This window comes from Microbacterium murale, assembly GCF_030815955.1.
In the GTDB taxonomy this organism is placed as follows: Bacteria; Actinomycetota; Actinomycetes; order Actinomycetales; family Microbacteriaceae; genus Microbacterium; species Microbacterium murale_A.
Genome location: NZ_JAUSXK010000001.1, coordinates 1,677,516 through 1,700,267, shown reverse-complemented (window position 1 = coordinate 1,700,267; position 22,752 = coordinate 1,677,516). Strand labels below are relative to the sequence as shown.

The 22,752-nt window shown below is 65.3% G+C and carries 25 protein-coding genes; 16 read left to right on the top strand and 9 right to left on the bottom strand.

Annotation, left to right across the window (positions count from 1 at the left end; genetic code table 11):
* Positions 1–15: 15 nt before the first annotated feature.
* The 8 genes from QFZ46_RS08345 to dnaB all read left to right on the top strand — a co-directional run bounded on the left by QFZ46_RS08345 (position 16) and on the right by dnaB (position 6,950).
* Positions 16–888 (top strand): N-acetylneuraminate synthase family protein, encoded by an 873-nt coding sequence (locus QFZ46_RS08345; RefSeq protein ID WP_307360300.1) that lies wholly within the window; start codon positions 16–18, stop codon positions 886–888.
* On the top strand, positions 885–2,276 hold the full coding sequence (locus QFZ46_RS08340) for a DUF6716 putative glycosyltransferase (protein ID WP_307360298.1): 1,392 nt from the start codon (positions 885–887) through the stop codon (positions 2,274–2,276). Before QFZ46_RS08345 ends, QFZ46_RS08340 begins: the two co-directional genes overlap by 4 nt.
* A gap of 40 nt (positions 2,277–2,316) precedes the next feature.
* Positions 2,317–3,279 carry a cation diffusion facilitator family transporter gene (locus QFZ46_RS08335; protein WP_307360296.1) on the top strand — a complete coding sequence of 321 codons (963 nt, stop codon included), beginning with the start codon at positions 2,317–2,319 and terminating at the stop codon, positions 3,277–3,279.
* A gap of 120 nt (positions 3,280–3,399) precedes the next feature.
* Entirely contained in the window at positions 3,400–3,768 is a 369-nt protein-coding gene (rpsF, locus tag QFZ46_RS08330) for a 30S ribosomal protein S6 (RefSeq protein WP_033105626.1), read from the top strand.
* A gap of 5 nt (positions 3,769–3,773) precedes the next feature.
* A complete protein-coding gene (locus tag QFZ46_RS08325; RefSeq protein ID WP_307360292.1) occupies positions 3,774–4,286 on the top strand; it encodes a single-stranded DNA-binding protein in 513 nt (170 codons plus the stop codon).
* Positions 4,287–4,345: 59 nt separating this feature from the next.
* Positions 4,346–4,600, top strand: a complete 255-nt coding sequence (gene rpsR, locus QFZ46_RS08320; RefSeq protein ID WP_017829850.1) for a 30S ribosomal protein S18 — start codon at positions 4,346–4,348, stop codon at positions 4,598–4,600.
* 11 nt (positions 4,601–4,611) lie between these two features.
* Complete coding sequence (rplI, locus tag QFZ46_RS08315) at positions 4,612–5,064, top strand: 50S ribosomal protein L9 (RefSeq protein WP_307360287.1); 453 nt, start codon at positions 4,612–4,614, stop codon at positions 5,062–5,064.
* Between the two features lie 512 nt (positions 5,065–5,576).
* A complete protein-coding gene (gene dnaB / locus QFZ46_RS08310) occupies positions 5,577–6,950 on the top strand; it encodes a replicative DNA helicase (RefSeq protein ID WP_307360285.1) in 1,374 nt (457 codons plus the stop codon).
* 196 nt (positions 6,951–7,146) lie between these two features.
* Here the strand turns inward: dnaB and QFZ46_RS08305 are convergent, their stop codons facing one another.
* From QFZ46_RS08305 to QFZ46_RS08295, 3 genes are all read right to left on the bottom strand, one after another.
* Positions 7,147–7,665, bottom strand: coding sequence for a hypothetical protein (locus QFZ46_RS08305; RefSeq protein WP_307360283.1), 519 nt, complete (start codon positions 7,663–7,665; stop codon positions 7,147–7,149).
* Positions 7,666–8,385: 720 nt separating this feature from the next.
* A complete protein-coding gene (locus tag QFZ46_RS08300) occupies positions 8,386–9,024 on the bottom strand; it encodes an aminoglycoside phosphotransferase family protein (RefSeq protein WP_307364542.1) in 639 nt (212 codons plus the stop codon).
* Positions 8,951–9,256 carry a phosphotransferase gene (locus QFZ46_RS08295; RefSeq protein WP_307364712.1) on the bottom strand — a complete coding sequence of 102 codons (306 nt, stop codon included), beginning with the start codon at positions 9,254–9,256 and terminating at the stop codon, positions 8,951–8,953. The genes QFZ46_RS08300 and QFZ46_RS08295 overlap by 74 nt, the downstream gene beginning before the upstream one ends.
* Before the next feature lie 297 nt (positions 9,257–9,553).
* Between QFZ46_RS08295 and QFZ46_RS08290 the strand changes: the two genes are divergently transcribed.
* Positions 9,554–11,881: an alpha/beta hydrolase-fold protein gene (locus QFZ46_RS08290; RefSeq protein WP_307360282.1), complete on the top strand. Its 2,328-nt coding sequence runs from the start codon at positions 9,554–9,556 to the stop codon at positions 11,879–11,881.
* Positions 11,882–12,124: 243 nt separating this feature from the next.
* Here the strand turns inward: QFZ46_RS08290 and QFZ46_RS08285 are convergent, their stop codons facing one another.
* Positions 12,125–12,997 carry a glycerophosphodiester phosphodiesterase gene (locus QFZ46_RS08285; protein ID WP_307360281.1) on the bottom strand — a complete coding sequence of 291 codons (873 nt, stop codon included), beginning with the start codon at positions 12,995–12,997 and terminating at the stop codon, positions 12,125–12,127.
* 200 nt (positions 12,998–13,197) lie between these two features.
* Between QFZ46_RS08285 and QFZ46_RS08280 the strand changes: the two genes are divergently transcribed.
* Positions 13,198–13,803, top strand: coding sequence for a TetR/AcrR family transcriptional regulator (locus QFZ46_RS08280; RefSeq protein ID WP_307360279.1), 606 nt, complete (start codon positions 13,198–13,200; stop codon positions 13,801–13,803).
* The gene (locus QFZ46_RS08275; protein WP_307360276.1) at positions 13,800–14,411 is read left to right on the top strand and encodes a GNAT family N-acetyltransferase; all 612 of its coding nucleotides are present in this window, start codon (positions 13,800–13,802) and stop codon (positions 14,409–14,411) included. Before QFZ46_RS08280 ends, QFZ46_RS08275 begins: the two co-directional genes overlap by 4 nt.
* A gap of 24 nt (positions 14,412–14,435) precedes the next feature.
* Here QFZ46_RS08275 and QFZ46_RS08270 read toward each other — a convergent pair whose 3' ends face one another.
* Genes QFZ46_RS08270 through QFZ46_RS08260 form a run of 3 tightly spaced genes read right to left on the bottom strand, consistent with a single transcriptional unit; the run spans position 14,436 to position 17,382 of the window.
* Positions 14,436–15,152, bottom strand: coding sequence for an NADPH-dependent F420 reductase (locus QFZ46_RS08270; RefSeq protein WP_307360274.1), 717 nt, complete (start codon positions 15,150–15,152; stop codon positions 14,436–14,438).
* Positions 15,145–16,233: an LLM class flavin-dependent oxidoreductase gene (locus QFZ46_RS08265; protein WP_307360272.1), complete on the bottom strand. Its 1,089-nt coding sequence runs from the start codon at positions 16,231–16,233 to the stop codon at positions 15,145–15,147. Before QFZ46_RS08265 ends, QFZ46_RS08270 begins: the two co-directional genes overlap by 8 nt.
* Positions 16,234–16,269: 36 nt before the next feature.
* On the bottom strand, positions 16,270–17,382 hold the full coding sequence (locus QFZ46_RS08260) for an LLM class flavin-dependent oxidoreductase (protein WP_307360270.1): 1,113 nt from the start codon (positions 17,380–17,382) through the stop codon (positions 16,270–16,272).
* 89 nt (positions 17,383–17,471) lie between these two features.
* On the opposite strand from QFZ46_RS08260, the gene QFZ46_RS08255 reads away from it, so the two are divergent.
* Positions 17,472–17,957 carry a MarR family winged helix-turn-helix transcriptional regulator gene (locus tag QFZ46_RS08255; protein ID WP_307360269.1) on the top strand — a complete coding sequence of 162 codons (486 nt, stop codon included), beginning with the start codon at positions 17,472–17,474 and terminating at the stop codon, positions 17,955–17,957.
* A 32-nt stretch (positions 17,958–17,989) separates the two neighbouring features.
* Here the strand turns inward: QFZ46_RS08255 and QFZ46_RS08250 are convergent, their stop codons facing one another.
* Together QFZ46_RS08250 and QFZ46_RS08245 are read right to left on the bottom strand one after the other, a co-directional pair.
* Positions 17,990–18,355, bottom strand: a complete 366-nt coding sequence (locus QFZ46_RS08250) for a cupin domain-containing protein (protein WP_307360267.1) — start codon at positions 18,353–18,355, stop codon at positions 17,990–17,992.
* A 54-nt stretch (positions 18,356–18,409) separates the two neighbouring features.
* Complete coding sequence (locus QFZ46_RS08245) at positions 18,410–19,261, bottom strand: sugar nucleotide-binding protein (RefSeq protein ID WP_307360263.1); 852 nt, start codon at positions 19,259–19,261, stop codon at positions 18,410–18,412.
* 123 nt (positions 19,262–19,384) lie between these two features.
* Between QFZ46_RS08245 and QFZ46_RS08240 the strand changes: the two genes are divergently transcribed.
* The 4 genes from QFZ46_RS08240 to QFZ46_RS08225 all read left to right on the top strand — a co-directional run bounded on the left by QFZ46_RS08240 (position 19,385) and on the right by QFZ46_RS08225 (position 22,740).
* Positions 19,385–20,812 (top strand): MFS transporter, encoded by a 1,428-nt coding sequence (locus tag QFZ46_RS08240; protein WP_307360261.1) that lies wholly within the window; start codon positions 19,385–19,387, stop codon positions 20,810–20,812.
* A 43-nt stretch (positions 20,813–20,855) separates the two neighbouring features.
* The gene (locus QFZ46_RS08235) at positions 20,856–21,389 is read left to right on the top strand and encodes a universal stress protein (protein ID WP_307360260.1); all 534 of its coding nucleotides are present in this window, start codon (positions 20,856–20,858) and stop codon (positions 21,387–21,389) included.
* Positions 21,390–21,577: 188 nt separating this feature from the next.
* Positions 21,578–21,787 (top strand): heavy-metal-associated domain-containing protein, encoded by a 210-nt coding sequence (locus QFZ46_RS08230; protein WP_307364539.1) that lies wholly within the window; start codon positions 21,578–21,580, stop codon positions 21,785–21,787.
* 125 nt (positions 21,788–21,912) lie between these two features.
* On the top strand, positions 21,913–22,740 hold the full coding sequence (locus QFZ46_RS08225) for a hypothetical protein (RefSeq protein WP_307360258.1): 828 nt from the start codon (positions 21,913–21,915) through the stop codon (positions 22,738–22,740).
* Positions 22,741–22,752: the final 12 nt, after the last annotated feature.

The following is a 22,752-nucleotide window of genomic DNA, read 5'->3' as shown; positions in this document are numbered from 1 at the left end:
GACTGGAGGACCACCATGACTGTCAGCATCGGATCGCGCGTGATCGGCGGCGGTCGACCCGCCTATGTCATCGCCGAAATCGGCCTGAACCATAACGGCGATGTCGACATCGCCAAGCGACTCATCGACGTCGCCGCGGATGCCGGTGCGGATGCCGTGAAGTTCCAGAAGCGCACTCCGGAGATCTCCACCCCCGAGCACATGCGCGATGTGCCGCGAGAGACGCCCTGGGGCACGATGACCTACCTCGACTACCGGCGCCGGGTCGAGTTCGGCCGGGACGAGTACGTCGAGGTCGGCGACCACGCCACGCTGCGCGGACTCGACTGGTTCGCATCCCCCTGGGATGTGCCCAGCGTCGCGTTCCTCGAGGAGCTGAACGTCGTCGCCCACAAGGTCGCATCCGCCAGCGTCACCGACCTGGAGTTGCTGACCGCTCTGCGCGAGACGGGTAAGCCCATCATCCTCTCGAGCGGCATGTCGACCATCGAGCAGATCGATCGGGCACTCGAGACCCTCGGCACCGACCGCGTCGTTCTCATGCACGCGACGTCGACGTATCCGATGGAGCCGGAAGAGGCCAACCTCCGCGTCATCACGACGCTCCGTGATCGCTACCCCGGTGTGCCGATCGGCTACTCCGGACACGAGCGCGGCCTGCAGATCTCGCTCGCAGCCGTTGCGCTCGGTGCCGTCGCCGTCGAGCGGCACATCACGCTCGATCGCACCATGTGGGGCTCCGACCACGCCGCATCGCTGGAGCCCACGGGGCTCTCGCACCTCGTGCGCGACATCCGCGTGATCGAGACCGCGCTCGGAGACGGCGTCAAGCGCGTCTTCCCCGGCGAGCAGGCTCCGATGGCGAAGCTGCGTCGCGTACCGGCATGAACAACGCCGAACTGCGAGTCGTCGCGATCGCGGATGCCGACTCGTTCGTGAAGTGGTCGGCGTCGCTGCTGTCCGGCATCGCCGGCATCCGCCGCCACATGCTGCTGGTACGCACGCCGCTCACGGTGAGCGCGGCGCAGGAGCGCACGGCTCTCACCGGCACGAGCTTCACGGATGCCGACATCACCCGTCTCGGCTTCGACGAGGTGCACGGATGGCTGACGGGCCACATGCCCGACGTCGTCGTGCTCTCCGGACGTGGTCCGTTCGTGCGACTGATGGCACGGCAGATCGACCGGCTGACGCAAAGACCGGTCGTGGTGAGCGGACTGCCTGGCATGTCGATTCCGGCTCAGCGCGGAGCACTCGAGTATCGGAGAGAAAGCGACCTCCTCGTCGTGCACTCGCACCGGGAGGAGCGTGCCTTCGCCGAGCTGGGGCGCCGCATCGGCATCCAGGTGCCGACCGCGCTCGCGGTGCTTCCCTTCGCGCGCATGGCGCCGGATGCAGTGACAGCGATGCCCGCTCGCGTGTCGGAGCGCGAACTGGTCGGTGCTGTCGCAGGTGGCGCTTCACGGTCCGCTCGTCCGGCCCCCGCTCCCAGGACCCGAGTCGGTGGAACCGATCTGGTGTTCGCCGCCCAGGCCCTAGTGCCCGCGGCACGGCACGAGCGCGAGCAGATCGTCGAGATGCTGCGCCTCGCGGCAGTCGCGGATCCGACCAAGCGCGTCGTCGTCAAGCTGCGGTCGCGTCCCGGCGAGGCAGAGGCCCATCTGGAACGAGACGCGTACGCCGATCTGCTGGCGGATCGACCTCGCAACCTCGTCATCTCGCACGCACCTATGTCGACGGCGCTCGCGCGCGCCGAAGGGCTCGTGACGGTCAGCTCGACCGCGGCGATCGAAGCGCTCGCTCAGAAGGTCCCTGTCATCGCGCTCGACACGTTCGGCGTGCACAAGACGCTGCTGAACACGGTGTTCACCGGCAGCGGTCTGCTGGGAGGGGCCGAGGAGGTCGTCGGACGCCGGTTCCGGCATCCGCTCGCCGGCTGGCAGCGCGACAACTACTTCCAGCCGGAGTCCGACACGAACTGGTGGCGCTGCGTCGAAGAGCTCGTCGCGCTGCGCCGCGAGGGTCGCCTGCGGGCGAAGGTCGTTCCGACCGGTCGTGGCGGCGCGCTTCATGCGGCCTGGCATCGCAAGAGCGTGCTGGCGGGCGAGGATCGTTCGGTGCTCGGCAGTGTCGCGCTGGGCGTGGGCGCTCCGCTGGTGAACGGCATCCTGTCGATGCGGCGGGCGCGTGGCAAGGCGGGGGAGGACACGTGGTCCGACCCGACGACCGACTACACGCTCGAGCCGACGCCGCACCACGACCCCATCCGGCGCTGAGCGGGTACCCACCGTTGCGCGCCGGGCGTAGCCTGGCCGCGTGACAGTGATCATCGCCTTTCTCGCCAATCTGCTCGTCGCGGTCGCCAAGACCTTCGCAGCGATCATCACTGCCTCGGCATCGATGGTCGCGGAGGCCGCACACTCGTGGGCTGACGCTGGCAACGAGATCTTCCTACTGATCGCCGACAGGCAGGGCGCGCGCAGCAAGGATGCCCGCCATCCGCTCGGATACGGTCGCAGCGCCTTCGTCTGGTCGTTGATCGCGGCGTTCGGGATATTCACCGCCGGTGCGATCGTGTCGATCATGCACGGGATACAGGAGCTCGGATCCGACGAGCCTGTCGAGAGCCCGGTCGTCGCCTATGCCGTGCTGGCCGTGGCGTTCGTGCTCGAGGGGGCGTCGTTCACGCAGGCGCTCATCCGCTCGCGTCGCCTCGCGCGTGAGCGTGGGAGCTCGACCTGGGACTTCGTGATCGAGACGAGCGACACCACGCTGCGCGCGGTCTTCTTCGAGGATGCTGCGGCGCTCATCGGGCTCGTCCTCGCCGGCGGGTCCATCGCGCTGCATCAGATCACCGGGATCGCCGCATGGGATGCGGTCGGGTCGATCCTCGTCGGGCTCCTTCTGGCGGTCGTGGCAGTGGTGCTGATCGGACGCAATCTTGCGTTCATCGTGGGCACGAGCGCGTCACGGGCACTCCGATCACGGGTGGGCACCGCACTGCTCGCCGCCCCCGCGATCGAACGCGTCACCTATCTGCACATCGAGTACGTCGGCCCGAACCGTCTGTTCATCGTGGCCGAGATCGACCTCGCCGGAGATGATCGGGAGCACGACGTCGCGCGGCGCTTGCGCGATGTGGAACGGCAGATCGAGGCGCATCCAGTCGTCGAGACGGTCGTCCTCTCGCTGTCCGTGGACGATGAGCCTTCGCTCGTCTTCGATGACGTCACGTACCCGATCGGACGGGCGGACGCGACCTCGCCGACAATCCGCTAGACTGTTCAGGTTGTCTGCCCATCAGACCGCAATCGGCGGCGAGAAGGGCGGGCACGTGCACACACCCTCCTGCTTTCGGGAAATGCCCGAAAGCCGTTCTAGTCCGAAGGAGGTGGGTAAGTGACGCACCAGTACGAACTCATGGTCATTCTGACCCCCGAGATCGACGAGCGCCAGGTAGCCCCTACGCTCGACAAGTTCCTGAAGGTCATCACCAACGATGGTGGCTCGATTGACAAGGTCGACATCTGGGGCAAGCGCCGTCTTGCATACGAGATCCAGAAGAAGAACGAGGGCATCTACGCCGTCGTCAACTTCACCGCGACAAGCGCTGCCACGCAGGAGCTCGACCGTCAGCTGGGCCTCAACGAGCAGATCATGCGCACCAAGGTGCTGCGTTCTGAGGAAGCTCAGGCAATGGTCGCTTTCGAAGCCAAGCGCTCCGAGGAGAAGGCAGCTCGTAAGGCTGCCAAGGCAGCGAAGGCCTAAGGCTCATGGCCGGCGAAACCGTCATCACCGTGGTGGGCAACCTCACGGCCGACCCCGAGCTGCGTTATACGCAGAACGGGCTGCCGGTGGCGAACTTCACCATCGCATCGACGCCGCGAACCTTCGACCGCCAGGCGAACGAGTGGAAGGACGGCGACGCGCTGTTCCTCCGTGCGTCCGTGTGGCGCGAGTTCGCCGAGCACGTGGCGGGTTCACTGACGAAGGGCATGCGTGTTGTTGCGCAGGGTCGCCTCCGTCAGCGCTCCTACCAGGACCGTGAGGGCAACAACCGCACGGCCATCGAGCTCGAGGTCGACGAGATCGGCCCTTCGCTGCGATACGCGACGGCACAGGTCACCCGTGCAGCTTCCGGCGGTGCCGGTGGCGGCGGTGGTGGACAGTCTCGTCCCGCACAGCAGCAGCAGGTGTCGGAGGAGCCGTGGTCAACGCCCGGTTCCTCGACCAGCGCAGATGCCTGGAGCACTCCAGGCAGCTTCGGCGACGACACCCCATTCTGAACAACTTCTGGATCCGATTCTCGTAAGGGGCTCGGCATCCGCTCATCAAAGGAAAAACCATGGCTGGAAAGTCGAGCGGCGACCGCCGCAAGCCGCGGAAGGGTGGCAAGCCCACCGCTCCCGCGAAGTCGATCCGGGTTGGCGTCATTGACTACAAGGACGTTGCAACCCTTCGCAAGTTCGTCTCGGAGCGTGGCAAGATCCGCGCCCGTCGTATCACCGGTGTTTCGGTGCAGGAGCAGCGTCTGATCGCCACGGCGATCAAGAACGCACGCGAGATGGCACTCCTGCCTTACGCCGGCGCTGGCCGCTAAGGGGTATCGACATGGCAAAACTGATTCTCACGAATGAGGTCGCCGGGCTCGGAAGCGCCGGTGACGTGGTCGAGGTCAAGAACGGGTACGCCCGCAACTACCTCATCCCCCAGGGCTTCGCTACGGCGTGGACCCGTGGTGGCGCAAAGCAGGTCGAGTCGATCCAGGCCGCACGCAAGTCGCGCGCGATCCACGATCGCGACGAGGCTGTGGCTCTCAAGGACAAGATCGAAGACACGAAGGTCCGCCTGGCGGTCAAGGCCGGCGGCGCCGGACGTCTGTTCGGTTCGGTCAAGACCGAGCACGTCGCAACTGCCGTCGAGGCTGCCGGTCTCGGCACGATCGACAAGCGCAAGGTCACCATCACCTCGCCCATCAAGGCGACCGGTGAGCACGAGGCGACCGTGCGTCTGCACGAAGACGTCGTGGCTGTCATCACCCTTCAGGTCGTCGCGGCCAAGTAGTCCGCAACGCCTTTCAGAACGCCCTCCGTCCTTCGGGATGGGGGGCGTTCTGCATACCCGACGTGATGAATTTGCTTTTGACCGGCCCGTTATCGGGCGGCGGATCGTAGACGCGCCCGAGAAATCAGTGCTTGACTTCTCCCCAGGTTGTACACATGGGTGGTCCGCGTCCCTCAACCTTCAATGGGGCGTTTAAACAGATTCTCATCCACAGGATGTGAGAACCGAAAATGCCAGGTCAAAGCAAATAAATTGTCTCCAAATCTGTGGGTCACACAGGGTTATCCACATCGGTTCTGCACAGACACTCCGAAGTTCTCCGCACATTCTCCACAGAGTTATCCACAGGCTGTGTTGCGGGTGGAGTAAGGCGCTTCTAGCGTGGACGAGCGACGAGATGTCGGTGGCGTGTGATTCGCTCATTGCTACCGCGGAACACTCCGCCGTTGCACGGCACCGGGGACTCAGGTCTCACGCGCCACACCAGCCACAAGCGCACCGAAGGGAGCAATGTGTCGATTGCCGACATCTCGGAGGAGCGACTCGGGGGCCAGCGCAAGCCAGAGCGCGTGCCACCGCACGACCTCCTCGCCGAACAGAGTGCGCTGGGCGGCATGCTGCTGTCGAAGGATGCTGTCGCCGATGTGATCGAGACCCTCAAGGGTGCCGACTTCTACATCCCCAAGCACGAGCTCATCTTCGAGGCCATCCTCACGCTGTACTCCCACGGAGAGCCCACCGACGTCGTCGCCGTCACGGATGAACTGATCAAGACCGGCGAACTGGGCCGCGCGGGCGGTGCGGACTACCTTCACACCCTGACCTCGATCGTTCCGACTGCGGCGAACGCCGGGTATTACGCCGGCATCGTCGCCGAGCGTTCGATCCTGCGCCGCCTCGTCGACGCAGGCACGCGCATCGTGCAGCTCGGGTACGACGGCCAGGGCGACGCGACCGACCTGGTCAACAACGCGCAGGCTGAGATATACGCCGTCACCGGCACCGAGACGGCCGAGGACTACGTCCCCTTGACTGTCGCGGTGGATGCTGCGCTCGAGGAGATCGAGGCGGCCAGCGGGCGCGACGGTTCGATGACGGGCGTGCCGACCGGATTCAAGGAGCTCGACGAACTCACCAACGGCCTGCACGGCGGGCAGATGATCGTCGTCGCTGCACGACCCGCGATGGGTAAGTCGACGCTGGCGCTCGACTTCGCCCGCGCCGCAGCGATCGGCCACGGCCAGCCTGCGATCTTCTTCTCGCTCGAGATGGGCAAGAGCGAGATCGCGATGCGTCTGCTCAGCGCCGAGGGCGCGATCCCGCTGCAGCACATGCGCAAGGGAACGCTCGACCCGCGTGACTGGACCACGGTCGCGGCAACCCGTGGTCGCATCAATGACGCCCCGCTCTTCATCGATGACAGCCCGAACATGACGCTGGTCGAGATCCGGGCGAAGTGCCGCCGCCTGAAGCAGCGCGAAGGTCTGCGCATGGTCGTGATCGACTATCTGCAGCTGATGACGAGCGGCAAGCGCGTCGAGTCGCGTCAGCAGGAGGTCTCGGAGTTCTCGCGAGCGTTGAAGCTGCTCGCGAAGGAGCTGCAGGTTCCGGTCATCGCGCTGTCGCAGCTGAACCGTGGTTCAGAGGCCCGTCAGGACAAGAAGCCGCAGATCAGCGACCTGCGTGAGTCGGGCTCGATCGAGCAGGACGCCGACATGGTGATCCTGCTGCACCGCGACTCCGTTTACGACAAGGACGTGCGCCCCGGCGAGGCCGACCTCATCGTGGCCAAGCACCGAAACGGTCCGACCGCGACGATCAACGTCGCATTCCAGGGACACTACTCACGGTTCGCCGACATGGCGCCTGGTGGCGACTTCAACTGAGTGTAGGTTCCGTCTGAACTTGGCAAAATCCACCGCTAAATGGCAGTCACTTGGCAGTAGTGCCAAGTAACTTCAGCGGCATCCGCATCTGAATTGAACGGCGTGCTGGGCCGAGGTCAGCGACCACAGGATGCCACCGCCGACCAGTTGCGTGTCCTCGCGCCGCGAGGGCACCGCGATCGTCATCACTCTTCAATCAATCTCGTCGGCTGCCCCACTCCCGATTCCAATAGGTGGCGTCTTGACTGCTGGTCTTGAGGATCGCATCTTCGCTGGCTGGTGCCGGCCAGAACTGGATCAGATATGAATCGACGGCGATCTCCGCGAACTCGTTCGCGCTGCCCTCGTCTCGGCCGATCGCACTGACCCGAGTTCTGTACGACCCAGGGGGGATGGCCAGCGGGCCGCTGGTCTCCGCGGCCCATGCCTCCCACGCCACCGGCGTATCGGGCTGGAACGTCACGGACCCTTCGACAATGTCCTGTGACCGTTCGAGTTGGGGCTCATCCGTCGACAGTTCGATGCGTACGCGTGAGCCGCCGGAACGGCGGCCGAGCACGACGTGCAGGGTGCCGGGCACGTCGGCGCCGACCCAACCGTTGGCTTGACCCGCGAAGAATCGGGCGGCGTCGCCATCAAAGCTTCCCGCATTCGACACGATCGTGAACTGCCCATAGTCCGTGTAGATGACGTCATCCAGTAGTACCGAGATCATTGGGCCAAAGATAGCGCGGCCGCACGCGGCCGCACCAGGAATCGACCGAACGTACCTCGGCTGCCACGCAAGCGCAGGTCAGAAGACAGATTTCATCCGGATCTTCACCGGCGACATTCGAATCGGTGAGGACGTTGCCGCGGCGCCGCGCGAGGAGGCTGCATGAGAATCGACCGCATCGTCCCTATGTTCGTGACATCGTTCCCGTCCGAACTGGAGACGGGCATGTTGTACCTCTCGGCGACGTTGGGCGTGGAACTTGAGCGCAATCGAGGCGCTACGCAACTGCGGTCCCGACGACCGTGCGCTGGACGCCGGGAGGCCGTCGACGAAGCGATCCTGGTGGCGCCAATTCGCGGGCTTCGCGAGGCGGCGCACGTCGGCGATCAAGCACTGAATCGCTCCCGACCAAGAATCAGAACAAGGGCGCAGCGCGGACCCTGAAGTCACGTTCGGAGGTAGGAATCGGCCACTTGTCGCGGACGAGCACGTTGAGAATCGCTGCCAACTACCCCGGGTTCGGCCCGATCCGCCGCCATATCGGGCCCGAACCTACACTGAGTTGTAGGTGCCGCGTGAATCGATGTCAGCACGACCGGGTGGGCACTGAGTAGTTCGACCGGTCTGAGGAGTTGCTCAAGATGCCGCAGTCGACTGAACCAGCACCTGTGCGCTGAAGCTCGTTCGTCGCGGGGGCGGCAGTGATTGATCGAAGAGCGCCTAGGGCGCTGTGGAGAGGACTTTGGCCAGCACACGCTGCTGAGTTCTCCCGGGATCTGGACTGGACTGGTCCGACATGGTTACAAGTGCTTTCCAGAGGGCCCATCCTCGCGCGCGTTGCCATGTCGCATCATCGAGGGCGACCGACTCGCGAAACGCCGCACGCGCCTCGCCATCAAAGTAGGTCCATGCGATGACGAGATCACATGCGGGGTCGCCGATCCCGCATGTGCCGAGATCGATGACTGCCGAGAGTCTTCCTTGCTCTGTAAGGAGGTTGCCGGTGGCAACGTCTCCGTGAAACCAGACGGGCTCGGCATCCCACGCAGATGTCGTCGCGGCGAGCCAGATCTCTCGGCACCGCTCCGCATCGACGTCGTCTCCCAGACGTTCGAGGGCGATCTGCACTTGATCGCTGTACACGCTCGGGTGACAGCCGCGGTAGAAGGAATGTCGTCCCGCTGAGGCGCCCGCATCTGTCGGGAGCGATCTCAGTGCGCGCAACACGGATCCCAGATCGACGGCCAAGGAGACCCGGTCGATCAGCGAATTCTCGTCGATCGTGTTACCGGGCAACCATCGACGTACGGACCAAGGAAGCGGGTAGTTCCCGGCTTGGCGCTCCGACTGCCATGACACTGGGGACAAGAACCGGAAGCTTCCCGTCGAGGAACTCGAGCGCGCGCTTCTCTTTCTCGACAGCCGCGGCATAGGCCTCGCCACTGGGCAACCGCACGGACAGGTCATCTCCCAGGCGAAACGTCCGGTTGTCCCACCCCTGTTGCGGAACCGCGCGAACGCGCAGTGTGCTCCAGTGTGGAAACTGCTCCGATATGAGTTCGGCCACCAGGGGCTCGTCGATATCGATCATCTTTCCTCACCACTGCTTCATCGCGACCGAAACGAATATTCCTCGGAGTCAAGGGCTCGCGACCCAGCGTATCTCGCCATGCCGTTCGTTGAACTCGTCCTCGATTGGGCACGCCACCCGAATCTCCACCACTCCACGGACGTCACCGATCAGCGTGCACGCGAAGTGCCGCTCGTCCGCATGGCTCAGCAAGGCGCATCACACCCGACACCGCCCCATTGACATCTCATCTGCCCAGTGCCAAAGTTCCTGTAATCGTTTACACCACCCGATTCCCTGAACAGGAGCACCACAACGATGTGGAAAAAGCCCTTTGCCGCGCTGCTATGCGGAGCCTTCGTCGCCGCATCGCTCGTCGCCTCCGCGACACCGGCTCATGCAGCAAGCCAACTCCTCGGAGGAGCAGCAACGAGCGCATCGCTCGGCGGGAGCATCGAATACTCGGTGTATCTGCCAGAGGGCTACGACAGTGAATCCTCCACCCGCTACCCATCGCTCTACCTGTTGCACGGACGCGGCGACACGCAAGCCGCGTGGCAGCAGGTGGCCGGCGATCTCGACGAGCTCATCGCCTCCGGTGCCATCCCGCCGATGATCGTCATCATGCCGGATGCGCCCTGGAGTGGTCGCGGCAGTTACTACGTCGACTCCCAATACACCGGAATCGCGGCAGGCTCGACACCAGGCGTCGCGGTCGAGACCGCGTTCACGACCGATCTCGTCGATCACATCGATGCCGAGTTCCGCACCATCGACGACCGCGCCTCGCGGGGCGTCGGTGGATACTCCATGGGCGGCGCAGGGGCCGTGCGCTTTGTATCGGCCCACCAGGATCTCTTCTCGGCTGCGTTAGCGCTCAGCCCGGCTGTCTACTTTCCGACGACTCCGCTCGACTCCTCCACGCGGGAGTTCGGCGCCTACGGCGTCGGGGACGCGCTCTACGACGAAGGACGATACCAAGAGCTGAGCTACCCGGCGAGCTTCGGGGCGCTCGATCCGGCCATGCCGGTGCACGTCTTCGTCGCTGTCGGTGACGACGAATGGGCGAACCCCGACCCGGCCAACGCGATTCATGACCTCGACTACGAGGCGGCCACTCTCTACAACCACGTCAAGCGAGTCCCCGGGGTGAGCGCCGAGCTTCGGGTCTACAACGGAGGTCACGACTGGGGCGTGTGGAAGACCGGGTTCCGCGAGGGCATCGTAGATCTCGCCAGCTACTTGCAGACAACGCCCCCGTCGCCGTTCGAGGGCCAGCAGTTCGGTAGCTCCGGAGACGATCGCGCCGGCGGCGTCGTGGGCTTCCCCGGAGACGGGACGGTGCAGGCGCTCAATTCGGCCGGCGCGATGCTCGACATCGAGAACGCCGGCGGATTCGACATCGTGGTGACGAAGCAGTCCACTGACGGCGAGGCCTTGTGGGCCACCCCCATCTCAACGCCGCTCAACGAACGAGCGTACGGAGTGGTTCCGGCATCCGACAATGCCGTTATCGTTGGCGGATTCCAGAGAATGGAGCACGAGGCGGGCACGAACGACGATGCCTTTGCCGTGAAGATCGATGCGGTGGGCCAGGAGAGTTGGCGCACACATCTCGGCAGCCAGGCCGCTGCGGATCGGATCTACGGCATCGCGCCGGACGGCACGGGTGGCGCCTACCTCAGCGGCTATACCTCCGGCTCGCTCGACGGATTCGACAGCGCCGGCGACAAGGACGTGATCCTGGCCCGTGTTTCGTCCGACGGAGAGGTGCTGTGGTCGACTCAGTTCGGTAGCAACGGCGAAGACAAGGGCTTCGCCGTTGCCCTCGCCGACGACGGCGGGGTGTTCGTCGGTGGCACGAGCGGCGGGGCTCTACCCGGTTCGACGAGCGCTGGCGGCTACGACGGCTGGGTGGCGGCGTTCGATGCCGACGGCTCGCAGAGATGGATGTCGCAGTTCGGAACCGAGGAGACTGAGCAGGTGGCCGCACTCGTTGCGAGCGGCGGTGGCGTCGTCGCCGCGGGCTTCACCGGCGGCGTCCTGGGGGAATCGTCCGCGGGTGGCACCGACGCGTTCGCGCTGGCGCTTGACGCAGATGGTGCCACTCGCTGGGTGTCCCAGCAGGGCACGAGCGGCGATGATCGCGGCGCGGCGATCGCCGTGGATGCAGACGCGAGCCTCCTTCTCGTCGGCCACACCAGCGGGCTGTTCGCCCCCGGCTCAGGAGGCGTCGATGTCTTCGCGACAACCATGGCCCCCGATGGCTCCGTCGTCGAACAAAGCCAATTCGGCTCAATGCAGCGCGATGGTGCCGACGAATGGGACGAGGCCAACCTGTACATCGCGGGCGGCGGGTCCACTTGGGTGCAGGGCCTCACCTACGGAGCGATCGACGGCGCCGTGAACGCCGGTGCAGGCGACATCTTCCTGAGTGAACTGGATTTTGATGCGGTGCTTCCCGGCCTGGGCACGGTCGTTGTTCCGCCGGTCGATCCGGCCGTCGTCACCCCACGCAACGACGCATCGGCGCTCGCGATGACCGGCGCAGAGGTCGCCCGTTTGGCCGCCGTCGCCCTGCTTCTCCTGCTCGCCGGTGGCGCGCTCTTCGTGCTCAGACGCAGGCTCGTGCGCAATCCCACCTGAACTCCACCGGTGCGCCTTGTGATAGCTCGTTGTTCCGTCGACTAAGCCGGTTATTTGAGCCTCACCAGCCCCCTCACCAACCGTCTGCTCATGGTGTCGGCCGAGGGAGTCTGCTCGTGCACTCCGACGGCCATGACGGCTTGTTCGGCTGGGCGTAGACCCGCAGCGGGATGCCTGTCCAGGACACGCGCGAAGCGGCCCGCCTCGATCCGAAGACCGGGACGAGCCGCGTGGTGAGATCGCTTAGCGCTTCTCGATGTTGCGCTGCGCGAGCAGGTCTTCGAGCACGTCTGGGCGGTTGGTGATGATCCCGTCGACGCCGTAGTCGAGCATGCGCGCCATGTCGGCGACCTCGTTGACCGTGTAGGTGTTGATGACCATGCCGGCCGCGTGTACGGCGTCGACGTAGTCGGCCGTCACGGCCCCGAAGTTCGGGTTGACCTGGTCGGCCCACTGGCCGTAGGCGGCGAGGTCGGCGACGGGCACCGTGCCGAGAAGGCCCACCGGCACCTCGGGCTGCAGTTCGGCGTACGTCGCCATCGAGTCCCAGTTGAAGCTCTGCACCGCGAGACGCTCACTCGCGAGCGCCGAGTTCACGTAGCCGGGGAACGAATCGAAGACGTCGATGACTTCCTGCTCGACGCCCGGGTACAGCTCGGGTGCCTTGAGCTCCATGATGATGCCCGACCGGCTCGACCGCACCTGCGACACCATCTCCGCGAGCGTGGGGACCTGTTCGCCGGCGAACTCCTCGCCGAACCAGGATCCGGCGTCGAGCTGCTTGATCTCCTCGAGAGTGAAGTCGGCGACCTTCCACGGCGCACGGTCGGGGAAGACCTCCTCGACGTTCGTCGTGCGGGTCAGGGTCGTGTCGTGGATGAGGATGGGCACGCCGTCCTTGCTGAGCTGCACATCCGACTCGATCCAGGTGGCCTTCTGCTCGATGCCGACCTTGAATGCGACGAGCGTGTTCTCGGGTGCGTAGGCCATGGCGCCGCGATGCGCCGTCGTGATGACCGAAACCTTCTCCGGTTGGGCTGCGATGGCCGGGGTGGCGACGAGCGAGAGCCCGACGATGCCGGCCGCGGCGGCCAGCGTGAGGGTGCGAGTGCGCATTGTTGTTCTCCTTGAGAGATGGGGAGCATTGAACACCTCCACGGTTGTGCCCGCGCGTGACGTGACCGTGTCCTCGAGATGAATGATCACGGAAAGGTGACGGCCGGTTGCGTTCGCCGAGACGGCACCGAGCACAGGGTTGTGTTGCGTATTGGCCCTCGAGCGAATAAAATGAACATAGGTTCACTGGAAGGATCGTCGTGCCGCGAACAACGGAACAGAACAAGGCGTTGCGCTCAGCCACGCGCTCTGCTGTCGAGACAGCCGCCGTCCGCGTGTTCGCCCACCGCGGTTTCGCTGCCGCGAACATTCGACAGATCGCCGTCGAGGCGGGGATCAGCACCGGTTCGATCTATCGGCACTACGCCGGCAAGGAAGAGCTGTTCGACGAACTGATCGAACAGGCCTCGCGTGGACTCGGCGCTGTCGCTGCCCAGCTCTCGACCGACGGGGATCCGATAGCCATGATCCGTTCCTTCACTGAGACGTACGTGGCAGACCTCGTGGCGAACAACGGCGCCGCGGAGTTCTACATGGTGATCAACCAGGGCTTCACGACCGACACGCCTGAGGGGACCGCGTCGCGGCTGGCCGCAGCGCAACGGACGCTCTGGCGGGCCTTCGCCTCGCTCGTTGAACGTGGCCAGGCGGAGGGTCAGATCACAGCGGGAGAACCTGCCCGAATCACCGCTCACTACTTCGCCATGCTTGCCGGTATGACGACGATGCATGTTGCTCTGCGGGAGGCATCTGCAGAGCCTGATGTCGACCTGATTATCCGAATTCTCACAGGAGGAACCCGATGAAGATCGATATTGCACGCGCAGACGAACTCGGCGAGGAGTATCGGCACAGGGTCGCGGGGGTTCTCGTGCAGGGGTTCGCCGAGGATTTCGCCTTCTTCTCCAAAGACGCGCGCGTGCTCGCCGATGCCTTCGCCCCCATGCTCATCCTGGCGCGCTTCCACGTCGCGTTGGTCGATGGGGAGCCTGCCGCGGTCGCCGTCGTCACTGAGGGAGGGCAGGAGTGCTTCGAGCCGGATCGGCGAGAGCTTCAGCGCGTGCTCGGCGCTGTGCACGGTGCGATCAGCTTCCGCATCATCCGAAGTCAGTTCATGGGGGCGTACGAAGATGCTCGCGAAGGGCTCACGGAGATCGCGTTCGTCACGACGGCGCCGCAGCATCAGGGCAGGGGCGTGGCCACAGCGCTCATGCTGCGGCTGTTGGAGCTGCCCTCCGACGAGTTCGTGCTGCGTGACATCAAGGACACGAATGTCGCCGCTCTCAGGCTGTACGCCAAACTCGGGTTCACCGAGATTCAGCGGAGGCGCATCAGGTTCGCGAAGCGTGCGGGGTTCTCCGCTTACATCTCCATGGGTCTCACCCGCACGAAGGTTGACGCAGTGAAGGGCTGAGAACACCGTGAAGGCGCTTGCGGCTCAGCCCTGGCTCACCGACTCGTCCCGGTGATGGCGACGCTGCGCGAACGAGGATTCCTCGGCGGCGGACTCGATGAGTCCGCGAAGCTCTTCGATCGGAAGATCGGCTCCGAACGTGGGCATGCCGGGCTCCAAGAGCGCGCCCGCGGCGAGAGGCCCGGCGATAAGAGGGTCGAATCCCAGCGCGTCGATGAACTCGCCCACCTGCGCGAGGTCACCTTTCAGATCGCCCGCGATCGCAATCGCCTTGCGCCCGTCCGCACCTGCCGGCCGGGCTTCCTCCTCGAGGTCGTGATAGCCCATGTGGTTCAGCGCCTTCACGACGCGCGAACCCGGCAGGAACTCCTGCACGATCTCGCTCGTCGAGGTGCGCGGGTCGTTCAGGTCGTCGCGGATGCCGTCGGTCTCCCACCAGTAGTTCATGGCATCCACGACAAGCTTGCCTTCGAGCGACGCGACCGGAAGATTCCGGTACTTGCCGAGGGGCAACGCCAGAACGACGATGTCCGACTCCCGGGCAGCCTCTTCTGAACGCACAGCCTTCGCACCGGGCGCGAGCACATCGATCGTGAGGGCGATCCGCTCCGGGTCTCCGGAGCCGGCGATGAGCACGCGATAACCGGCGGCCATGGCAAGGCGGGCCAGAACCGTGCCCACCTTGCCGGCTCCGAGGATGCCCACGGTCACGTCGTCGACCTTGTCGTTCCGATCACTCATGACCGGAACCCGTTCCGGTCATGACGGACTCCGCAGGCGTCTCGGCCAGTAGTTCGCGCACCATCGGGATCACCTTCGTGCCGTACAGCTCGACGGCACGAAGACGCGCGCTCGCAGACATGGCGCCACCCGCTGAGTAGATGAGGTCGAATCGTCCGGCATCCAGCGTGCGGATGGCACCGGCCATCTTCCGGGCGACGGTCTCCGGCGAGCCGATGTACAACGATCCCTGCGCGACGTCAGCCTCGAAGTCGGACCGAGTCAGAGGCGGCCAGCCGCGCAGCGCACCGATCCTGTCTCGGACGACCTTGTACCCGGGGTAGAAGGTCTCCTTCGCCTCCGCGTCCGTCTCGGCGATGAAACCGGGGGAGTGCATTCCCACCGGGTGAGCAGTGGTGCCCAACTGCTCGGTCGCCCGACGATAGAGGTCGACATACGGTGCGAAGCGGGCGGGCGCGCCCCCGATGATGGCGAGCATGAGCCGGAACCCGTAGTGCGCGGTGCGGATCACGGACTGCGGTGAGCCACCGACACCCACCCATGTGCGCAGCCGCCCCGAATCGGTCTTCGGGAAGACGTCCGCCTCGTGCAGTGCAGCACGCGTCGTCCCTTCCCAGGTGACGGGCTTCTCGTCGAGCAGCGCGTGGAAGAGATCGATCTTCTCGTCGAACAGCAGGTCGTAGTCGGAGAGGTCGTAGCCGAACAGCGGGAACGATTCGGTGAAGGATCCTCGGCCCAAGATGACCTCGGCACGCCCGTTCGAGAGGGCGTCGAGTGTGGCGAAGCGCTGGAACACCCGCACCGGGTCGTCAGACGACAGCACAGTGACCCCGGAACCGAGTCGGATGCGCTCCGTCGCCGTCGCGATCCCCGCCAGAACGGTCTCAGGGGAGGAGATCGCGAACTCGGGGCGGTGATGCTCTCCGATGGCGACCGCGTCGATGCCGACGTCATCGGCGAGTACCGCTTCCGCCACGGTGGCGCGGATCGCCGCACCGTATGAGACGACGGCGCCCTGGTCATCGCGGGGCAGGTCCCCGAACGTGTCGATGCCGAACTCGAGGTCGGTGAAGTCGTTCATGATCTCTTTCTTCTCGTGGGTGTCAGGTCTGGGGTCTCAGGCATGGGCGGCTTTGCCGCCCTTGACGATCTCGGCAGGCGCGCGTCCGGTGAGGTGCCACTCGCCCGGATCCTCCTCGAGCAGCTCGCGCACCCGAGGCGCGACGCGCTCGCCGAAGAGGCGGATGCTGTGCTCACGCGCGTCCCGCGGCAGGTGCAGCACGTCGTACTTCAGATCGAAGCGGGACAGATGGTTGGTGCGGACGATGTGCGCGATCTTCTGCGACACCGTCTCTGGGGAGCCGACGTACAGCGCCCCTGTACTGACCTCTGTGTTGTAACGCTCGAGGGTGGGGGCGTAGAAGCCGCGCTCCTTGCTCATCGTGGTGACCACGGGCTGCCAGTGCTTCCAGTGCACGTTCTTCGCCTCCTCATCGGTGTCGGCGATGAAGCCGAGGGAGTGCTGACCGATCGGGAGCTCCGACCGTCCGAACCGGGAGAGTGCACGGAGGTAGAGCTCGGCGTGCCCGGCGAACCGGTCGGGGCGTCCGCCGATGATCGCCATCATCAGCGGCAGACCGTTCCGGGCCGCGCGTATGACCGAATCGGGACTCCCGCCGATGCCGATCCAGGCCGGGATCCCGCCCTCCGGCATCCGGGGATGCAGTCGCACGTTCTCGAGCGGCGCGCGGTACTGCCCGGTCCAGGTCACTCGGTCCTCACGCATCAGACGCAGGAAGAGCTCGAGCTTCTCGTCGAAGATCTGCTCGTACTCGGCGATGTCGTAGCCGAACAGCGCGAACGATTCGATCGCCGAGGCCCGCCCGAGTACGAGATGCGCCCGCCCGCCGGAGAGTGCGTCGACGGTGGCGAACTGCTGATAGAGCCGCACCGGGTCCTGCGTCGACAGGACGGTCACCGATGTGCCGAGACGGATGGTCGATGTGGCCTGCGCGGCGGCAGCGAGGATCACGGGAGTCGCCGAGTCGACCATCCCTTCCCGGTAGTGCTCGCCGACGCTGAACACATCGAGCCCTACGGCCTCCGCGAGCTGCGCCTCGTCGACGAGCAGCCGCAGCGACTCAGCATCCGACAGCACACGCCCGCCATCGCTGGCGACATCGCCGAAGGAGTTCAGTCCGAACTCGATCTCACCGATTCGAATGGCCATGGTCTGCACCCTCTCCGTCACCGGGCGTTCCGGATTGACGTGTCAATGCTGCAACATGGGTATTGACATGTCTATTCCAGGGAGATCAGATGGCCAGCAATCACCGGACGATGCCCACGCAAGAACAGCTGCGCGTCTGGCGCGATTACATCGAGACGGCTCAGGCGCTGCGAACGCGTCTGGGCAGTCGCCTGCTGAGTGAGTCGTCGCTGTCCACCGGGGACTATCAGGTGCTGCTCGCCCTGACGGAGGCGCCGCAGCACACGCTGCGGTCGGCGGAACTGGCGGCGCTGGTCGGATGGGAGCGCAGCCGCCTCTCGCATCACCTGGGACGGATGGAGAAGCGCCACCTGATCCGACGGGTTCCTTGCATCGACGATGTGCATGGCGTGGATGTCATCGCGACGGATTACGGTCGAGAAGCCTTCCGTGCCGGATCTGTTCCGCATCTGCGTGCGGTGCGCGAGCTCTTCGTGGAAGCTCTCACGCCGCAACAGCTCGCCCACCTCGACGACATCTCGGCCGCGCTCCAGCGTCATCTTGGTGTGGACGGCCCGGCTGCACCGGCGGCGTGATCTGACGCCCGCTGCACGCTCTCCAGGATTGGTCAGGCGAGCTCGCGCAGGCCCGCAGTCATGTCGCCCCCGGCATCCCCGGTGTTGACTGTGCCCTTCGGCTCGAACAGGATCGCGTGGACCTCGTCTGTGGCTTTCGGGCAGTGCTCGACACCGCGCGGCACCACGAACACATCGTTCGGATTCAAGACGACATCGCGGTCGCGGAGTTGAATCGTCAGTTGCCCGCTTACGACCATGAAAAGCTCGTCGGTATCAGGATGGGTATGCCAGACGAACTCGCCTTGCAACTTGACCACCTTGACGTCGTAGTCATTGACGCTCGTCAGCCGGTGTGGCTGCCAATGCTCAGCAATCGTGGAGAGGGCGTCGTACACGTTGCGAACTTCGTCTGTCATACAGCAAAGACTAGCCACGTTGAATTGGCAGGGACTCGAGAGCCGATCGCTCAGCTACTCAGGCGGCGACACATGGTGAGCAGCCTGCGCGATCATCTCTGCATACCCTTCGACGTATGTCGGGTACTCCAGGTGTCCCAGCAGCGACTGAAGCAGGGACCCATCGTGCACCTGCCCGGTCGGTCCTGCCGTCGGATCATCGCGCGGTGCGTCGACGCCGAGTGTGCGGGCGATGTACTCGACGACCTCGCCCAGCGGTGCGGGTGCCGTGTCCACCGCGTGGACGAGCGCGGGCGGCTCCGGCATCCGCAGCAGCAGATCCAGCGTCCGAACCAGGTCGTGCTCGTGGATGCGGTTCGTGAGCCGACGATGGTTCACGACGGCGTTCTCGCGCACCTGGCGCAGGAGGAATCCGCGACCGGGGCCGTAGATTCCGGCGGGGCGCACGACCACGGCTGAGAGCAGCTCGATCGCTGCGCGTTCTCCGTCGTACAGTCCTCGTGCGCGCTCGCTGGTCGGGGCGGGTTCGTCCTGCTCGGTGATCGGATGCGCGGATGTCGGGCCATCGAAGACACCGGTCGATGAGACGAACAGCGTGCGCGCGGGAACCGCCGGCAGAGCATCGGCGAGGTGCGTCAATGCAGTGCGATACCCGGAGACACCTCCGGGCGGCGGCAGGGTCACGACCAGCGCGTCGACGGCCGGCAGGCGTTCTTCGAGGGGAGCGGCCAGATCGGCACGGATGCCGACGACCCCTGCAGGCAGGTCATCGTCGCTGCGGCGGAGCACGATGACGTCGCCGCCGTCGGCGAGAAGCCGTGGCGCGAGACCGCGCCCGAGCTTGCCGAAGCCGACGAGGAGCGTGCGGCCGGGCGGCGCGGGGATGCGAGGAGCGGGCGAGTTCATCGATTCCAATCTGTCACACGAAACAAAAGGCAGAACGATCCATGATCAATTGATACCAGTACCCCCTATGGGTATAGTCTGTGATTCGCTCGGCACCCGAGCCCGCTACTCAGGAGGAATCACATGTCTCACCCGCCCATATCGTCCGCGAAGCGCTGGCTCGGCCTGGTGCTGATCGCGACGGCCCAGTTCGTGGTCATCATGGACACCTCGATCATCGGGGTCGCCCTCCCGGACATTCAGAGGGATCTCGGGTTCTCACCCGAGTCCCTGTCCTGGGTGTTCAACGCCTACGTGGTGGCCTTCGGTGGACTGCTGCTTCTCGGCGGACGGCTCTCCGACATCTTCGGCGCACGGAAGATCTTCGTCCTGGGTTGGCTCGTTCTGATCGCCGGGTCCGTGCTCGCCGGCGCCGCGACGAACATCGGGATGGAGATAACCGGCCGTGCCGTGCAAGGCGCGGGTTCCGCGATGATCGCGCCCGCGGCGCTCACTCTGCTCATGATGCTCTTCGGCGGCACATCAGACCTTCCGAAGGCCTTCGCCGTCTATGGCGCCGCGGCCCCGATCGGCGGAACGGCAGGCGTGTTCCTCGGCGGAGTCCTGACCGAGTACGTCAGCTGGCCGTGGGTGTTCTACATCACCGTCCCGATCGCCGCGCTGGTTCTCGCTTTCACCGCCACCTCGCTGCCGCGCACCCCGAGAAAGGCGGCCGGCTCGATCGACGTCTGGGGCGCGCTCACGGTGACGCTCGGGCTGGCGACCGTGGTGTACGCGGTGGTCAATGCTCCAGAGGTCGGCTGGCTCACCTGGTCGACGCTTGGTCTGCTGGCGGCAGGGATCGTGCTTCTGATCATCTTCTTCGTCATTCAGGGGAAGGGCAGGAACCCGCTTCTGAGGCTCGGCCTGTTGCGTGCACCGCTCCTCGCAGCGGCGAACAGCGCCCAGTTGCTGTTGGGCGCTGCGTGGGTGTCGATGTGGTTCTTCCTCAACCTGTACCTCCAGCAGGTGCTCGGAGCGAGTGCGTTCGCAGCCGGGGCCGCGCTCCTTCCGATGACGGGTCTCGTGGTTCTCGTGATGATCGCCTTGGCTCCGCGGCTCCAGGAGCGGTTCGGTGCGAAGTCGATGATCGTCGGCGGTCTGCTGCTGCTCGCAGGCGGACTCTTCTGGCTGTCGTTCGTCCGCGCGGACGGCGTCTACGCGGTCGACGTTCTTCCGGCCTCGTTGCTTGCGGCGCTCGGAATGTCGCTCGCCTTCGTCCCTTCGCTGGGTACGGCGATCAATGCGGCACCCGCCGCGGAGACCGGGGTCGCATCCGGTCTGGTGAGCACGAGCTACCAGATCGGTTCAGCTCTCGGACTCGCGGTCCTGACTGCGATCGTCTACGGCATTTCCGGCACCGAACCATCCGCCGCCCAACTCACCCATGGTTACTCCGCCGCGTTCATCGGCGCAGCGATCCTCGCACTCGTCGGAGCGATCGTCACCGCCATCTGGATGGCGAAGCCTCGCGTCTCAACGCTCTCGGCCGAGAACGCGACGGTGGCGTGATGCAGGTCTCGATGATCGATCAGCCAAATGAAAGGAACACAAGATGTCTCGTCTGAAGTTGCTCATCGCCTACGACGGCTCGCCCAACGCGAAGGCGGCAGTGGCAGCAGCAGCTGCTCTCTTCCCCGGTGCAGACGCCACGCTCCTGTACGCGCGACAATCCATGGAGGGTCTCGCCGCGCACCTGGAAGGGCATCCTGCGCTCGAGGAGCTCAGAGAGCTCGACGCCGCGACGTTCGATGCGTCGGAGCTGATCGCCGCACAGGGTGCCGACCTCGCCCGGAGTCTCGGTCTGCGCGCCGATCCGCGTGTCTCCTCCACGATGGCCACGGCCTCAGAGGTGATCGTGGGCGCGGCGGACGAACTCGAGATCGATCTGATCGTTCTCGGATCGCGGGGTCGCCGTGGGCTGGCAGCCACACTGCTGGGCAGCACCTCCGCCGACGTGCTGCACCACGCCACCCGTCCGACGCTCGTGATCCCCTCGGACGCCGTCGCTCTGTCCCGACGCAGAAATCGGGCACAACTCGAGGGGGAACCCGGGGGAGACGATTCGTCGTCGATCCCATCCGCGTGAGGACGACCGGACGTTGAAATGACGAAGCGCCCCACCCGGCCGCGACGTGACCAGGCGGGGCGCTTCTTTCGACGGATGCGGTTCGCGCGCGAATCTCGTCACCGGTTGTGGGAATAGTGCCCACCCGGGTACGTTGGACTACATGTACCCCGTAGGGGTATTCAAATCTTGAGGAGGACACCATGAACATGAACACCAGCGAGTACCAGGTGACGGGCATGACCTGCGGGCACTGCGAGATGTCGGTCCGTGAAGAAGTCAGTCAGGTCACGGGTGTACAGGACATTCAGGTCAGCGCACAGACCGGCAAGCTCGTCGTGAGCTCGGCCGGCGACCTCGACGATGACAAGATCCTCGCCGCTGTCGAGGAGGCCGGCTACTCGGCCGAGCGCATCTGATGAACGCCGGAACACGATTGGGACTGTACGCAGGAGGTCTGGTGGTGGCGTTCGGCGCCGCCTTCGGACTCTCCGGAGCGCTCGTCCCCCAAAGCCTGGTCGCAGGCTGGACGGAAGGAAGCCCGATGCAATCGCACGATGAAGGTCACAGCGGCTCTACGACGCAACCCACCGGGACGTCGCTCAAAGGGCTCTCACTGTCCGACGGCGGGATGGTCCTCTCGGCTGTGGACGGCCCCCGCATCGTCGGGGAAGAAGGAAGCCTCAGCTTCCGGGTGGAGGACACCGAGGGATCGATCGTCACCGAGTTCGCAGAGGCGCATGACAAGAAGCTGCACCTCATCGTCGTCCGCAGCGATGGCTCCGAGTTCCGGCATGTGCACCCCACGATGGATGCTGACGGCACCTGGACGATCCCGTGGACGTGGCAGGAGGCGGGCAGCTACCGTGTCTTCGCCGATTTCACTCCCGCGCACGAAGGCGCCACCGGCGTCACTCTCACGCAGACCATCCACGTCGACGGCGCCTTCACCTCGGTACCCACCGAGGCGAGCCGCGTCGATGAGGTCGACGGCTTCACTGTGGAACTGGACGGCGATCTGCTCACCGGCTCAGCCAGCGAGCTGACCGTCACCGTATCCCGCGATGGCGAACCGGTCACCTCTCTCGAGCCGTATCTCGGTGCCTTCGGACACCTCGTCGCACTCCGCGAGGGTGATCTGGCCTATCTCCACGTTCATGCGGAAGGCGACGAGCCTCGGGCCGGAGAGACCGCAGGACCCGAGATCGGGTTCGGCGCGGAGGCTCCTACGGCCGGCCGCTATCTCCTGTACCTGGACTTCCAGGTCGACGGCGAGGTCCACACCGCGGAGTTCGTCCTGGATGCCTCGCACGGCGGCCACGCCGAGGACTCCGACGAGTCCGACGACCAGACGCATTCGGACGGGCACTGACCTGACGGTCAG